We start from the raw sequence: 13,764 nt of genomic DNA, 5'->3' as shown, positions 1-13,764 counted from the left end.
TCAGGCATCACAGCGGGCGGTCCTCCAGGCGTCCGGCACGGCGTCCGCCGTGCGGGCGTCCAACGCGTAGGCGGGCGAAGCCAGTTGGGCGGCGTAGGTGTCGAGGCCCGGGGCCGGCCCGTCGGGCAGTCCGGGCAGGTTCGGGAGCAGGTCGCCGAAGGCGTTGACCTCGCCGACCAGGGCGCGCCGCCAGCGGGCGTGCGGGAGCAGGTCGACGCCGACCATCGGGGAGCGCGGGAAGCAGCGGGCGGCGGCCTCCGCGGTGGCCAGCAGCTCCGGCCAGTGCGGGCCGGCCGCCGCCCGGACCAGGTCGGTCCGGCCGCGGCCGCCGCCGAGGTGCAGGTTGGTCATCGGGTGCCGGCTGGTGCGGACCACCAGGTGGGTGGCCCGGCCGCCGACCACCACCACCCGCAGGTCCGCCGCCCGGCCGCCCTGGCCGGACTTGGGGACCCAGCGCTCGACGTGCAGCCCCTCCGGGGCGAGCCGGTCGACCAGCTCGGCGACCTCCGCCGCGGAGCGGTAGCGGCGCACCGCGAGCGAGTTGTGCAGCCCGTCCGGGGCGAGCTCCACCGAGGTGGTGGCCTGCACCCGCCCGCCCGGCCCGAACTCCAGCGCCACCACGCCGGACGCGGACGAGCCGTGCACCGGCTTGAGGAACACCCGGCGCATCCCGGCCCCGGCCAGCCGCTCCTTCAACTCCTCGAACCCGGACGGCGGTCCACCGGGCAGCGCGGGCGGCACCGGCACCCCGGCGGCGGCCAGCCGGGCGTGCGCGGCCCGCTTGTCGAACATGGCGGCGATCTCGTCCGGGTCGCCGAGCAGCCGCACCCCGGGCCGGGCGGCCAGCGCGCGCAGCGCCGCCACGACGCCCGCGTACCAGGCCGGGCCGCCCTCGACCCGGGTCGGCGCGTAGCCCGCGCCGAGGACGGGCCCGCGCAGCAGCCGGTCCGCCTCCGGGTCCTCGCCGGGCGAGTCGACCCGGACCACCGCGCCGGGCGGCAGTCCGTACCGCCCGCGCAGCACCGCGGACCAGGGCAGCACGGCCGGCTCCGGCCGGCCGGCGGCCCGGGCCGCGGCGGCGAACAGGGCGGCCCGGCGGTGCCCCGGGCAGCCCAGGACGACCAGCTGGTGCGGCGTCACGTCGGCCCCGCCTACTCGGAGATGGCGACGTAGCGCCAGTTGTCGCCCGGGTCCTCGGCGCCGGAGAGGTCGACCGCGACGCCCGGCAGGGCGTCCCGCAGGCGCTGCTGCATGCCCTCGGTGAGGTAGTGGTGGTGCAGGTCCAGGGTCTTCAGGTGGGTCAGCGGCTGGCCCTCGAGCAGTGCCGCCGCGCCCTCGTCGGTGAACGCGCCCATGGACAGCGACAGCCCGGTCAGCCGGGGCACCACCGGTGCCCGGGCGACCAGCGCGGCGATCTGGTCCTGGAACACCGAGTCCTGCAGGCCCAGGTGGGTCAGCGCGGGCAGCTTGGCGCCGGACAGGAACGGGGCCAGGTCGTCCATCGTCCAGTTGCCGCCGTAGTTGTCGACGCCCAGCCACAGCTCCAGCTTCTCCAGCGCCGGGAAGTCGCAGGCGCCGACCGCGCGGACGATCTCGGCGGGCAGGCCGCCGGACTCGAACCGCAGCGCCTTCAGCTTCTCGTGCCGCACCGGCTTGAGGCCCAGCCGCTCCTTGTCGTCGTAGTCCTCGCTGGCGCCGCGCACCACCAGCTCCTCCAGCTGCGGGAACGCGGCGAACACCGGCGTGATGTCGCACATCTGGATCCAGGAGATCTCGCACTCCTCGAAGGTGATGTCGCCGAGGAACAGCGCGCGCAGCGCGGGCAGCCGGTCGGCGGCGGCGAGGATCAGCGGCAGCGCCTCGGACAGCGACTCCGGCTCCTCCGGGAACCAGCGGCCCAGCACCAGCGCGGTGACCCGCTCCGGCTCCACGGTGTCCAGGAACTTCTGCCAGAGCTCGGCGAACCCCTGCTCGTCGTCCCAGTCCAGGCCGATCCGCCAGGCGGTGGCGTCCGCCGCCGGGAGCTTCCCCTCCTCCTCGGCCTCCCGGAAGTCGGTCACCGGGAGGCCGTGGAACTCCTCGACGTGGTCGTTGATGGTCATGCGCTGCTCCTCGTTGCTCCGGATCGTGGTGCCGTGCTCATGCCGCGGTGGTTCGGTGTCGCTGCTGCCCGCAGTGGGCCGAGACCTGTCTACCAGCCGCCCGTGACGTTCACCCGCACGAAGGACCCCGGGGGCGCGGAGTTGTCGGTGGGGCGGCCTAGTTTTCGGGGCGTGGCGTCCGGCAGCGGGCCGGACCCGACGCCGGGAGGCCCCGTGTACCGCCAGGGTGACGTACTGATCGTTCCGGTCGCGCAGAGCGCCGTCCCGGCCGCCCTCGAACAGGCCGCCCGGCAGCCCCGGGACGCCCGCGGGCGGCTGGTGCTGGCCCTCGGCGAGGTCACCGGCCACGCCCACGCGGTGGTCGGGCCGGGCGAACTCGTCCGCGAGGGCGGCCCGTTCGGCGCCGCCTGGTTGCACCTGCCGGAGGGCGGCCGGGTCGTCCACGAGGAGCACGCCGCGATCGCCCTGCCCGGCGGCTGGTACCGGGTGGTCCGCCAGCGCGAGTACACGCCGGGCGCGGTCCGCGTCGTCGCCGACTGACCCCCCGCCGCCACCCGTCCGAGACCCAGCACTACGGAGAACTGATGAGCAGCCAGCTGACGGGCCGTCCGGCCGACCTCTCGGTGGCCCACTGGCGGGCCGTCGCCGCCGCCACCGGCCCCGCCGACCGGGCCACCGCCGAACAGGCCGTCCGGGACGCCTACCGGGCCGCCGGGCTCGCCGAGCCCGCCGAGTTCCGCTGGTGCCCCTCGCCGCGCGCCGCCGTCGACGAACTCCTCGCGCACCGCGACGAGTTCGGGGCGAGCGTGCGCGAGCAGGTGCGCACCGCCGCCTGGGAGCGGGCCCGCACCGCCGCCCTCGCCGCGCTCGGCCCGGCCGGCTGGTCCGCCCTGTGGGCCGTCACCGGCGCCGAACTCGCCACCACCACCGCGCTGCCCGCCGAGCGGGTCCGCGCCGCGCTGCTCGACCACTTCGCCCCCGAGCCCGAGCCGATCGACGACTGGCAGGAGGCCCGCAAGCCCGAGAACCGGGCGGTCCGGCAGGCCGCCGCCGAACGGCGCGGCCGGATCCGCCTGCTCCTGCTGGACGCGGTGGCCGGGCAGCACGACGCCGCCTGGCTGGCCGCCTTCGACACCGCCGGCACCGGCGACGCGGCCCTCGCCGCCCTGGCCGGCGCCGCCCGGCAGACCGGCTGGTGGTGGCCCTACGAGCGCACCGTGCTGCTCAGCGAGCGCCCCACCGCCCTGCATCGCGACGAGGCCGGCCGGCTCGACCGCGCCGACGGACCGGCCCTCGCCTACGCCGACGGCTTCGCGCTGCACGCCTGGCGCGGCATGCCCGTCCCCGCCGACTTCCTCGACCGGCTCACCGGCCTCACCCCCGAGCGGATCCGCGGCGAGGAGAACGCCGAACTGCGCCGCGTCATGCTGGAGCACTTCGGCTACGACCGCTACCTCGCCGAGTCCGGCGCCGAACCGCTGCACCGCGACGCGACCGGCACGCTGTGGCGGATCCAGCTCCCGAACGACGAGCCGGTGGTGATGGTCGAGGTGCTCAACTCCACCCCCGAACCGGACGGCACCCACCGCACCTACTACCTGCGGGTCCCGCCCGGCACCCGCACCGCGCGGGCCGGCGTCGCCTGGACGTTCGGGGTCGAGGAGGCCGAGTACCACCCGCAGCAGGAGACCTGACCGCAGGCCGGCCGGCGGCTGTCAAGGGTGCGGGGCACCGATTCGCCCCGCGCCCGGATTCCTCCGATTGGGAGGAATTCGCCGAACCGGCACCACTGTTCCGCAGGCGATCACCCCTGGTATACCTCGATGTCCCGGGGCAGGGGACGACCCGCCCCCGAGACGAAACAGGTGGTGACAGGCAGTGAAGCTCCTCCGCGTGGGCCCTGCGGGCGCAGAACGACCGGTCGTACTCGCCCCCGACGGCACCGCCCGCGACCTCCGCCCGCTCACCCCCGACCTGGACGGCGGGTTCCTCGCCGGACTCGACCCGGCGGCGCTCGACCTCGCCGCGCTCCCGGTCACCGACCTCACCGGCGAGCGGATCGGCCCGCCGGTCGCCCGCCCCGGCAAGATCGTCGGCATCGGCCTCAACTACCGCGACCACGCGGCCGAGGCGGGCGCCGCGATCCCGGCCGAGCCGGTGGTCTTCCTCAAGCCCGTCAACACCCTGGTCGGCCCGAACGACCAGGTGCTCGTCCCGCGCGGCAGCGAGAAGACCGACTACGAGGTCGAACTCGCCGTCGTCATCGGCCGCACCGGCCGCTACCTGGACACCCCGGCCGACGCCGCCGCGATCATCGCCGGCTACGCCGCCGTCAACGACGTCACCGAGCGGGCCTTCCAGTTCGACCGCGGCGGCCAGTGGGACAAGGGCAAGTCCGCCGAGACCTTCACCCCGCTCGGCCCCTGGCTGGTCACCCCCGACGAACTCGGCGACCCGCAGGCCCTCGACCTGCGGCTGTGGGTCAACGGCGAGCTCCGCCAGGACGGCACCACCGCGGAGATGATCTTCCCGGTGCACGAGACCGTCCGCTACCTCACCCACTTCATGCGCCTCGACCCCGGCGACATCGTCATCACCGGCACCCCCGCCGGCGTCACCCTCGGCCGCCCCGGCACCCCGTTCCTCCGGGCCGGCGACAAGGTCGCCCTCGAAGTCACCCGCCTCGGCCGCCAGGAGACCACCCTCGGCCAGGCTTAGCGAGTCCCGACAGGGGCCCGGGGCTCGGGGAACGGCGAGCCCGGGCCTGCTGACGGTTCACCGCCGCCCAGCGCGCCTGCTTCCGGTCCTGTTGAGGACCCGCAGCAGCACGGACCCCCGACGGGCTCCGGCCGTCAGCAGCACGGACCCGCCGTTCCCCGAGCCTCCCGGTTCTGCCTAGAGCCCCAGGTCGCGCAGACGCGAGATGAGCACCCCCGCCGGGCTGTCGGCCGTCTCCAGCTGGAGCCAGCCGTGCAGCGCCTGCGCGGTCTGCGCGTCGCGGACGGCGGTGGCCGCCGCCATCACCACGAACTGGTCGACCAGCCAGGCGCAGAGCGAGTCGGCCGGGATCTGCCGCCCCTCGTCCAGCCAGCTGATCGCGGACGCCTCGACCACCGAGATCCAGGAGCGCACCAGCAGGGTCAGCCGCGGCCCGGCCTCCCGGACGCCGAGGTGGCGCAGGGTGCGCCGGAGCGCCGCCCGGCGGACGTCGTCGACGATCGCCGAGGTGCGCGCCGTCTCGACCACCGAGCCGCCGCGCAGCAGCGCGCCGTACCCGGCGGCGTGCTCGCCGACGAAGTCGAAGTAGCCGTGCAGGACGGCGCCGAGCTGCTGGGTCGGGGTGCCGTCGGTGGTCCGGACGGTGAACCGGGTGGTGAGCTCGGAGGCGGCGCTGCGCAGCGCCGCCTCGTACAACTGCTGCTTGCCGCCCGCGAAGTAGCGGTAGACCAGCGGCCGCGAGGCCCCCGCGGCCTCGGCGACGTCGTCGAGCGAGACCTCCTCGGGCGGCCGGGCGGCGAAGAGTTCGAGGGCGACGGCGATGAGCTGTTCGCGCCGTTGCTGGACGGGCAGTCGCCGGTAGGCGGCGCGGCGGGGGCGCTCCGCGGCGGGGGAGTCGTCGACGGGCTCCTCGACGGGGGAGGGGGTCGCTGCCATGCGTGCCAGGGTAGACCTCGGACGGCCCCGCGCACCCCCTCCGCACGCCCGCGACCGGCGGGTTCCCGCCGGGCGGGGCCCCGGACGGGGTGCAGACTGGGAACAGGTCTCGGGTCACGTCGCGGCGAGGAGCGGCCGGTGCGGTGGGTGCGGGCGGTGGGGCGGTGGATCGGGAAGTCCCCGGGGACGTACGTGTGGCTGCTGCTGCTGGCGCTGACCAGCTTCGTGGTGGCCCGGATGGACCCGGCGGCGCTGGACTACTTCCTGGAGAAGCGCTCCACCAACATCCACCAGCTCTCCTCGCACCCGGTGCACGCCCTGCTGGCCAGCCTGATCTGGACCGAGCAGGCGAACTTCCTGTTCTACTTCGCGGTGTTCCACGTCTTCCACGTGCCGGCCGAGCGCTGGCTGGGCACCCGCCGCTGGCTGACGGTCGCGCTGACCGCGCACGTGCTGGCCACGTTCGTCAGCGAGGGCGTGGTCGCCTGGGGCGTCAACCACCACGTGCTGCCGCTGAACATGTCGACCACGGTGGACGTCGGGGTGTCGTACGCGCTGGCCGGGGTCGAGGGCGTGCTGACGTACGCGCTGGCCGGGGCGTGGCGCTGGGTGTACGGCTGCGGGCTGGTCGTCTTCTACCTGGTGCCGCTGCTGACCTCGCACACGTTCACCGACCTGGGGCACTTCTGCTCGGTGCTGATCGGCCTGGCGTTCTACCCGATCACCCGGGGCCGGCCGACCTGGGACCCGTGGCGCAGCGTCCGGCGGCTCGCCCCGGCGCGGGGGTGACGGACCGGCCCGGGGGTGACGACGCCGATACCTGACAGGGGTTGAATTCGCCTGCGGCTACGACAGGATGGCCGGATGGCTCATGAACTGAACGACCCTCACCCGAGCGGCCCCACCCCGCGCCGACTCGCCGACTCCTACGTCCACGCGCTCGCCGACGCCGACCCGCTGACCGCGGTGTACCTCGGCCTCAACCCGGAGGACGACCGGCTGCCCGACCTCTCCTCCGAAGGCATCGAGGCCACCGCCGACCTGGCCCGCCGCACCCTCGCCGCGCTCGACGAGCTGGAGGCCGCCGGCCCGGTCGAGGACGAGGCCGAACGCCGCTGCGCCCGGCTGCTGCGCGAGCGGCTGACCGCCGAACTGGCCGTGCACGACGCGGGCGAGGGCTACCGCAGCGTCCGCAACCTGGGCTCGCCGGTGCACAACACCCGCGAGATGTTCACCCTGCTGCCCACCGACACCGACGAGGACTGGCAGCGGCTGGGCCGCCGGCTGGCCCGCTTCCCGCTGGTGACGGCCCAGTACCGGCAGAGCCTGGAGGAGGGCGTCCGGCGCGGCCTGCTGTCGGCGCCGCGCCAGGTGGAGACGGTGGTCGGCCAGTTCGGCGAGTGGATCGACGGCGAGACCCCCGGCGGCTGGTTCGGCGAACTGGTCGCCGCCGCCCCCGCGCACCTGCGCGAGCAGCTGACCGCCACCGCGGTCGAGGCCACCGCCGCCCTCGCCGACCTGCGCGACTGGATGCGCGACACGTACGCCCCCGCCGCGAAGGGCACCCCGGACGCGGTCGGCCGCGAGCGCTACACCCGCTGGGTGCGGTACTGGACGGGCGCCGAACTCGACCTGGACGAGGCGTACCGCTGGGCCTGGGAGCAGTTCCACGAACTGGACGCCCAGATGCGGGCCGAGGCGGAGAAGGTCCGCCCGGGCGCGACCCCGATGCAGGCCATGAAGTGGCTGGAGACCGACGGCCCGGCGATCCGCGGCGAGCAGCAGGTGCAGGAGTACCTGCAGGGCCTGATGGACCGGGCGATCGACGACCTCCAGGGCGTGCACTTCGACCTGGCCGAGCCGCTGCTGAAGGTGGAGTCCCGGATCGCCCCGCCCGGCAGCGCCGCCGCCCCCTACTACACCCAGCCCTCGCTGGACTTCTCCCGCCCCGGCCGGACCTGGCTGCCCACCCTGGGCCGCGAGGCGTTCCCGGAGTGGGACCTGGTCTCCACCTGGTACCACGAGGGCGTCCCGGGCCACCACCTGCAGCTCGCGCAGTGGACGTACGTCGCCGACCGGCTCTCCACCTACCAGGTCACCCTGGGCGGGGTGAGCGCCAACATGGAGGGCTGGGCGCTGTACGCCGAGCGCCTGATGGACGAGCTGGGCTACCTGACCGACCCGGGCCACCGCCTCGGCTACCTGAACGCCCAGATGATGCGGGCGCTGCGGGTGATCGTCGACATCGGCATGCACGCCGAGCTGGACTTCCCGGCCGACTCGCCGTTCGCCCCCGGCGAGCCGATGCGGCCCGAGCGGGCCCGGGAGTTCTTCGGCGCCTACTGCGGCCTGTCCGCGGACTTCCTGGACAGCGAGCTGGTGCGCTACCTGGGCCTGCCCGGCCAGGCGATCGGCTACAAGCTGGGCGAGCGGGCCTGGCTGCGCGGCCGGGCCGAGGCCCGGGCGGCGGCCGAGGCGCGCGGCGCGGAGTTCGACCTCAAGGCGTGGCACATGGCGGCGCTCTCCCAGGGCTCGCTCGGCCTGGACGACCTGGTCACCGAACTGGGCGCGCTGTAACGACGACGGGCACCGCGTTCCGGGTGGCCGATGCGGCCGGGCACCCGGGACCCCGTCCCACATGTTGACAAACTGGACAATTCGCCTTGCCGCTGCCCCGTTCGGGGGTTTCCCTGGGAAGAGCGCCGTACGCGCCCAGCCCCACTCCCGATCGGCGGAAGGCGGCCTCACGGTGACCCCCCAGCAAGCCCCCGACACCCCCGCGGCGGATCCGCGCCGCTGGTGGGCCCTGGCGGTCATCGCCATCGCCCAGCTGATGATCGTCCTCGACGCGACGATCGTGAACATCGCCCTCCCGTCCGCGCAGAAGGCGCTCGACATCTCCGACGCCAACCGGCAGTGGGTGATCACCGCCTACACGCTGGCCTTCGGCGGACTGCTGCTGCTCGGCGGCCGGATCGGCGACCTCTTCGGCCGCAAACGGACCTTCATGGTCGGCCTGCTCGGCTTCGCCCTCGCCTCCGGCATCGGCGGCTTCGCCACCACCGGCGGCGTGCTGTTCGCCGCCCGCGCCCTGCAGGGCGCCTTCGGCGCGCTGCTCGCCCCGTCCGCGCTCTCGCTGCTCTCCGTCACCTTCCGCGACCCGCGCGAACGCGCCACCGCCTTCGGCATCTTCGGCGCCCTGGCCGGCGGCGGCGCCGCGATCGGCCTGATCACCGGCGGACTGCTCACCGAGTACCTGTCCTGGCGCTGGTGCCTGTACGTCAACATCCCGATCGCGATCGTCACCGGCATCGGCGCCTACTACCTGCTGGTGCGCGACCACGTCGACCGCTCCCGCCGGGTCCGGCTCGACCTGCCCGGCGCGGTGCTCGGCTGCGGCGGCCTGCTGGCCATCGTGTACGGCACCTCCGAGGCGGTCTCCCGCGGCTGGGACGACTGGGTGGTGCTCACCGCGCTGTGCGCCGGCGTCGCCCTGCTCGCGGTCTTCGCGGCGGTCGAACGGCGCACCGAACACGCCCTGCTGCCGATGCACCTGATCGGCAACCGCAACCGGGCCGGCGGCGCGCTCTCGGTCGGACTCGCCGTGATCGGCATGTTCGGCCTGTTCCTCTTCCTCACCTACTACCTCCAGGTGATCAAGGGCTACTCGCCGATCAAGGCCGGCGTCTCCTTCCTGCCGATGACCGCCGCCATCGTGGTCAGCGCGGCCGGCATCGCCTCCCGGCTGATGACCCGCGTCCCCACCCGCAACCTGGTCGTCCCCGGCCTGCTGCTCGGCGCCGCCGGAATGGCGTGGCTCACCCAGATCAAGGTCGACAGCCCCTACGCCACGATGGTGCTGCCCGCCGAACTGCTGCTCGGCTTCGGCATGGGCCTGGTCTTCATGCCCACCATGAGCCTGGCCACCCTGAACGTCGCCCCGCAGGAGACCGGCGCCGCCGCCGCCATCATCAACAGCGCTCAGCAGGTCGGCGGTTCGATCGGCACCGCGCTGCTCAACACCATCGCCGCCAGCGTGACCGCCACCTACCTGGCCGCCCGCAACCCCACCGACCCGCTGGTCCAGGCCCAGGGCGCGGTGCACGGCTACGCGGTCGCCACCACCGTCGCGATGGCCATCCTGATCGGCGCCGCGGTGGTCGCCTTCCTGATGATCAACCACCGCCCGGCCCCCGGGGAGGCCCGGGGCGAGGACGCCGCCGCCGAGGCCCGCGCCGCGGTCTGACGGCCCGGCCCCGCACCGGGGTCCGGCACCCGCCCCGCGGGTGTCGGACCCGGCCGCCCGCCCCCCGGCCGTGGGACGCTGCTCCACGCCGTCGGAAATCTCACGAGCCTCCCAGGCAGTCATGACGGCTTTCCCAGCTCCACGACGGATATTGGGGAGCCGATCGGGCAACCGATCGACACGTGCCCGCGTCGGATCCGCGCCGTGGGCACCGCCACGACCAGGACCGGCCGGAACGGGGCAGCGGATGGGACGCAACACCAGCCAGGACGGACACCGCCCGCTGCGGTCGGCCGCCCTCACCTCGGTCCTCGCCGTCGGCGTGGTCGGCGCGATAGCGACCGCCGGAGTGCTCACCGTCCAACTCCGCGACCCCGGACGGCCCCGCACCCGCCCGGTGGCCCTGGCCGCCCCCGCGACGCCCACCCCCACGCCCTCGCCGTCGCCCACTCCGAGCCCGACGGCGGTCCCCACGCCGACCGCGGCGCCGGCGTCCGCCCCCGCCGCGGTGCGGCAGGACGCCCCCGTCACCGCCCCCACCCTGCAGGCCCCGCCCAGCGCGCCGCCCGAGGCCGTCCCCGGCACCACCGCCACCGCCCCCGACAACGCCGAGTCCCGCCGGGTCGGCGCCCTCTTCGCCGGCCCGACCGGCCCCGGCAACCACTTCTGCACCGCCAGCGTCATCGACAGCCCCGGCCGCAACCTGATCCTCACCGCCGCGCACTGCCTGTCCGACGCGGCCGGCACCACCTTCGTCCCCGGCTACCGCGACGGCCGGGCCCCGTACGGCAGTTGGCGGGTCACCAAGGTCTACACCGCGGACGGCTGGCGCAACGGCGGCGACCCCGACGAGGACTTCGCCGTCCTCGCCGTCGCCCCGAACGACGGGCAGCAGATCGAGGACGTCCTCGGCGGCAACCCGCTCGGCACCACCGCCTCCTGGACCGCCGAGGCCCGGCTCTACGGCTACCCCGCCGGGAGCGAACTGCCGATCCTCTGCACCAACACCACCAGCCGCCAGGACACCTACCAGCGCCGGATCGACTGCCCGTCCTTCCCCGGCGGCACCAGCGGCGGCCCCTTCGTCGACACCGCCACCGGCCAGGTCATCGGCGTCATCGGCGGCTACCAGCAGGGCGGGGACACCGACGACACCTCCTACAGCGCCGCCTTCGACCACACCGTCGCCGAACTCCTCGCCGCGGCGGGCTGAACCGGCCCGCCCCCCTGCCCGCCGCCCCGTCCGGAGGTCCACAATGGGGACCCGACGCACAGGCACGGGGGAGGCGCGGTGTTCCGGCGCTGGTGGTTTCTCAAGGTCGCGGTACCGGTCCCGGTGGATCCCGCCGCGCCGCCCACCCGGCGCGAGGCACGGGCGCGCCAGGCGCTGGTGCTGGGGGAGTGGGAGGCGCTGCGGGAGCACCTGCGCGGGGTCGCCGCCGAGCGGGTCACCGCGGCCGGGGCGGTCTTCCGGGCCGCCGAACTGCACCTGCAGAGCGAGGAGTCGGCCGCCCGGGTGGCCTACCAGTGGGCCCTGGAGGCGTACGAGGCGGCCGGCCGGCTGCTCGACCACGCCGGGGACGAGGACACCGACCTGCCGGACCTGGCGGCGGCCGTCGTCATGGCCGAGCAGGCCGTCGAACGGCTCGCCGCCGCCCACCTGCTGCACGCCGGCAAGCGCCCCGGGCCGCTGCAGGTCCGCTGCTACTGGAACCCGCTGCACGGGCCCGCCGACATCGTTCTCGCCCCCGGCCGGGGCCGCAAGGCCCGGCAGCGCCGGCACCTGACGCCCCGGGAGGCCGCCGCCGAGCGCCGCCCCACCTGCCGCTCCTGCCGGACCGCGATCCTGGCCGGCCAGACGCCGGACGTGCTGCCCGCCCTGCTGCCCGCGAAGGCCGCGCCGGGCCGCAAGGGGCCGGTGCTGGTGCCGTACTTCGCGGTGCCCCGCCAGTGGTCGCCCTGGTCGACGACCGCCTGCGGCGCCTACGACCAGGGCACTCCGGCCCTGGTGCTGAGCGGCGAGCACCGCCGCAACGCCAAGCGCTGACGGCCCGTCAGGCGGCGGTGGCCGGGGCGAACCCGCCGTGCGAGCCCCCGTCGAGCAGCGCGGTCCAGTCGAGCGGCCCGGCCAGCGCGGCCGGATCGGGCAGCGAGACCACCAGCGCGCCGCCGGCCCGCTCGACCTCGGCGCACCAGCCGGCCACGCCGTCGGCGGCGAACGAGCCGCCCAGGGTGGGGAAGAGGCAGCCGGCGTCGCCGGGGCCGTCCAGCACGCACATGGTGAGGCTGGCGAACACCGACCAGCCGTCCAGCCCGGGCACCGCCCCGTCCGCGACCCGCAGCACCGGCAGCGCCCCGTGCACCGGGGCGCCGCCCAGCAACAGGATCGGCGCGGACGCCCCGGACACGAATCGGACCTGCTCAGCAGAGATCATCACCCCGGTACCCTGCCACACCCCGGCCGCCCGCCCCGCCGGAACCCTTGCCCGGCCCGGGAGTTCAGCGCTTCGCGCGCCGCTCGGCGACCAGCCGCTCGACCTCGGCCAGGAACCGCTCCGGCACCTCGCCGGTGGCCCGCAGGTGCGCCCGCTCCTCGGCGGTGAGCGTCTCGGCCGCACCGTCCACGGCGAAGGCGTACTCGTGCAGCCGCCCCGACGTCCGGTCCCGCCGCAGGTCGCCCGCCAGCCCGGCCGCCTGCCGCCCGGACCGACCGGCCCGGAACGCGAACAGCGCCGTCAGCCAGCCGAACGCCCCCGGCCGGGCCGCCCGCCGCCCCACCTGGTCCCGGACCGCCAGCCAGCACAGCCGGTCGTCCGGCAGGTTCGGGACGGGTTCCGTCCTGGTCATCGCACCACCCCTCCAAGGTCGTGGGGCGAACAGTAGCGACCGGTCCGCGGCCGGAGGAAGCGGTTTCGACCCGGCCGCCACCGGCCCGGGGAACGACGAAGGCCCAGATCCGTGGACCAACTCCACTGATCTGGGCCTCTGTTGCACTTCGAAGCGAAGTGCCCCCGGTAGGATTCGAACCTACGCACCCGCCTCCGGAGGGCGGTGCTCTATCCCCTGAGCTACGGGGGCCTGGGCTGACCTCGCGGTGCTGCCCGGCCTGACGGGGAAAACACTACCAGGGAAACTCCGTGCTCCGTGCACGGGTTTCCGCGGCCCGGCGCGCGGCCGTTCCGACGCCCCGTCAGCAGGTGACCGGCAAGTAGCCGAAAGGCCGGACAGCGGGACGGGGCGCGGCTACCCTCGGTGAGGTGGCGGCGACGTCGGGGCGGGTCCTCGTGGTGGACGACAGCGAGGTGATCCGCCAACTGATCAGGGTCAACCTGGAGCTGGAGGGCTTCGAGGTGGTGACCGCCGCCGACGGTGCCGAGTGCCTGGAGGTGGTCGGCCGGGTCGCCCCGGACGTGGTCACGCTGGACGTGGTGATGCCCCGGCTGGACGGCCTGCGGACGGCGGCCCGGCTGCGCGCGTCGCGGGAGACCGCGCACCTGCCGATAGCGATCGTGAGCGCCTGCACGCCGGCCGACCTGGAGCGCGGCGAGTCGGTGGGCGTGGACGGCTACCTGGCGAAGCCCTTCGACCCGGCGGAACTGGTCGCGCTGGTGCGGCGGCTGCGGGTGTCGGCGGCGGGCGGGCGCCGGTTCGCCTACGACTTCGGGGGCCAGCCGCCGGCGGCCGGGCAAACCTCCCGGGATTCAGCCCTGAGCGAACAGCCGCAGGAACTCGTCCGGCCGGACGAGCCCCGCCCGTGAGATG

At 75.2% G+C, this 13,764-nt stretch carries 14 protein-coding genes and 1 tRNA gene; 9 read left to right on the top strand and 6 right to left on the bottom strand.

What is annotated here, in order from left to right; all coding sequences use genetic code 11:
• Entirely contained in the window at nt 1–1,140 is a 1,140-nt protein-coding gene (locus tag EDD39_RS01250; RefSeq protein WP_208765441.1) for an STM4014 family protein, read from the bottom strand.
• Nucleotides 1,141–1,151: 11 nt separating this feature from the next.
• Entirely contained in the window at nt 1,152–2,102 is a 951-nt protein-coding gene (locus tag EDD39_RS01245) for an STM4015 family protein (protein WP_123552936.1), read from the bottom strand.
• Nucleotides 2,103–2,315: 213 nt separating this feature from the next.
• Between EDD39_RS01245 and EDD39_RS01240 the strand changes: the two genes are divergently transcribed.
• The 3 genes from EDD39_RS01240 to EDD39_RS01230 all read left to right on the top strand — a co-directional run bounded on the left by EDD39_RS01240 (nt 2,316) and on the right by EDD39_RS01230 (nt 4,820).
• Nucleotides 2,316–2,642: a hypothetical protein gene (locus EDD39_RS01240; RefSeq protein WP_030457751.1), complete on the top strand. Its 327-nt coding sequence runs from the start codon at nt 2,316–2,318 to the stop codon at nt 2,640–2,642.
• Nucleotides 2,643–2,686: 44 nt separating this feature from the next.
• Nucleotides 2,687–3,796 carry a DUF6745 domain-containing protein gene (locus EDD39_RS01235; RefSeq protein WP_123552934.1) on the top strand — a complete coding sequence of 370 codons (1,110 nt, stop codon included), beginning with the start codon at nt 2,687–2,689 and terminating at the stop codon, nt 3,794–3,796.
• A 184-nt stretch (nt 3,797–3,980) separates the two neighbouring features.
• The gene (locus EDD39_RS01230; RefSeq protein ID WP_123552932.1) at nt 3,981–4,820 is read left to right on the top strand and encodes a fumarylacetoacetate hydrolase family protein; all 840 of its coding nucleotides are present in this window, start codon (nt 3,981–3,983) and stop codon (nt 4,818–4,820) included.
• Nucleotides 4,821–4,997: 177 nt separating this feature from the next.
• Here EDD39_RS01230 and EDD39_RS01225 read toward each other — a convergent pair whose 3' ends face one another.
• Nucleotides 4,998–5,756: a TetR/AcrR family transcriptional regulator gene (locus EDD39_RS01225; RefSeq protein WP_030457748.1), complete on the bottom strand. Its 759-nt coding sequence runs from the start codon at nt 5,754–5,756 to the stop codon at nt 4,998–5,000.
• A 138-nt stretch (nt 5,757–5,894) separates the two neighbouring features.
• Here EDD39_RS01225 and EDD39_RS01220 point away from each other — a divergent pair, with 138 nt between their 5' ends.
• The 5 genes from EDD39_RS01220 (at nt 5,895) to EDD39_RS01200 (ending at nt 12,049) form a co-directional block, all read left to right on the top strand.
• Nucleotides 5,895–6,545 (top strand): rhomboid-like protein, encoded by a 651-nt coding sequence (locus tag EDD39_RS01220; RefSeq protein ID WP_123552930.1) that lies wholly within the window; start codon nt 5,895–5,897, stop codon nt 6,543–6,545.
• Nucleotides 6,546–6,620: 75 nt separating this feature from the next.
• On the top strand, nt 6,621–8,333 hold the full coding sequence (locus EDD39_RS01215) for a DUF885 domain-containing protein (RefSeq protein WP_123552927.1): 1,713 nt from the start codon (nt 6,621–6,623) through the stop codon (nt 8,331–8,333).
• A 172-nt stretch (nt 8,334–8,505) separates the two neighbouring features.
• Nucleotides 8,506–10,002 carry an MFS transporter gene (locus tag EDD39_RS01210; RefSeq protein ID WP_244256555.1) on the top strand — a complete coding sequence of 499 codons (1,497 nt, stop codon included), beginning with the start codon at nt 8,506–8,508 and terminating at the stop codon, nt 10,000–10,002.
• A gap of 247 nt (nt 10,003–10,249) precedes the next feature.
• Nucleotides 10,250–11,215 carry a trypsin-like serine peptidase gene (locus tag EDD39_RS01205; protein ID WP_123552923.1) on the top strand — a complete coding sequence of 322 codons (966 nt, stop codon included), beginning with the start codon at nt 10,250–10,252 and terminating at the stop codon, nt 11,213–11,215.
• A 78-nt stretch (nt 11,216–11,293) separates the two neighbouring features.
• Nucleotides 11,294–12,049 carry a hypothetical protein gene (locus EDD39_RS01200; protein ID WP_123552921.1) on the top strand — a complete coding sequence of 252 codons (756 nt, stop codon included), beginning with the start codon at nt 11,294–11,296 and terminating at the stop codon, nt 12,047–12,049.
• 7 nt (nt 12,050–12,056) lie between these two features.
• Here EDD39_RS01200 and EDD39_RS01195 read toward each other — a convergent pair whose 3' ends face one another.
• The 3 genes from EDD39_RS01195 to EDD39_RS01185 all read right to left on the bottom strand — a co-directional run bounded on the left by EDD39_RS01195 (nt 12,057) and on the right by EDD39_RS01185 (nt 13,080).
• A complete protein-coding gene (locus EDD39_RS01195; protein ID WP_244256554.1) occupies nt 12,057–12,437 on the bottom strand; it encodes a hypothetical protein in 381 nt (126 codons plus the stop codon).
• A gap of 64 nt (nt 12,438–12,501) precedes the next feature.
• Complete coding sequence (locus EDD39_RS01190; protein WP_123552917.1) at nt 12,502–12,849, bottom strand: hypothetical protein; 348 nt, start codon at nt 12,847–12,849, stop codon at nt 12,502–12,504.
• 159 nt (nt 12,850–13,008) lie between these two features.
• A tRNA-Arg gene (locus EDD39_RS01185) sits at nt 13,009–13,080 on the bottom strand.
• A gap of 179 nt (nt 13,081–13,259) precedes the next feature.
• Here EDD39_RS01185 and EDD39_RS01180 point away from each other — a divergent pair.
• The gene (locus EDD39_RS01180) at nt 13,260–13,760 is read left to right on the top strand and encodes a response regulator (RefSeq protein WP_123552915.1); all 501 of its coding nucleotides are present in this window, start codon (nt 13,260–13,262) and stop codon (nt 13,758–13,760) included.
• Nucleotides 13,761–13,764: the final 4 nt, after the last annotated feature.

Origin of the sequence: Kitasatospora cineracea, assembly GCF_003751605.1 — a bacterium.
Classification (GTDB): Bacteria; Actinomycetota; Actinomycetes; order Streptomycetales; family Streptomycetaceae; genus Kitasatospora; species Kitasatospora cineracea.
The sequence above is the reverse complement of the archived record's forward strand: the minus strand, read 5'-3'. Positions and strand labels throughout refer to the sequence as shown.

Bases quoted from the DNA above. Each gene is read 5' to 3' on its own strand.
- EDD39_RS01195 (WP_244256554.1), bottom strand. From the start codon at position 12,437: ATGATCTCTGCTGAGCAGGTCCGATTCGTGTCCGGGGCGTCCGCGCCG.
- EDD39_RS01235 (WP_123552934.1), top strand. From the start codon at position 2,687: ATGAGCAGCCAGCTGACGGGCCGTCCGGCCGACCTCTCGGTGGCCCAC.
- EDD39_RS01225 (WP_030457748.1), bottom strand. From the start codon at position 5,756: ATGGCAGCGACCCCCTCCCCCGTCGAGGAGCCCGTCGACGACTCCCCC.
- EDD39_RS01205 (WP_123552923.1), top strand. From the start codon at position 10,250: ATGGGACGCAACACCAGCCAGGACGGACACCGCCCGCTGCGGTCGGCC.
- EDD39_RS01215 (WP_123552927.1), top strand. From the start codon at position 6,621: ATGGCTCATGAACTGAACGACCCTCACCCGAGCGGCCCCACCCCGCGC.
- EDD39_RS01190 (WP_123552917.1), bottom strand. From the start codon at position 12,849: ATGACCAGGACGGAACCCGTCCCGAACCTGCCGGACGACCGGCTGTGC.
- EDD39_RS01245 (WP_123552936.1), bottom strand. From the start codon at position 2,102: ATGACCATCAACGACCACGTCGAGGAGTTCCACGGCCTCCCGGTGACC.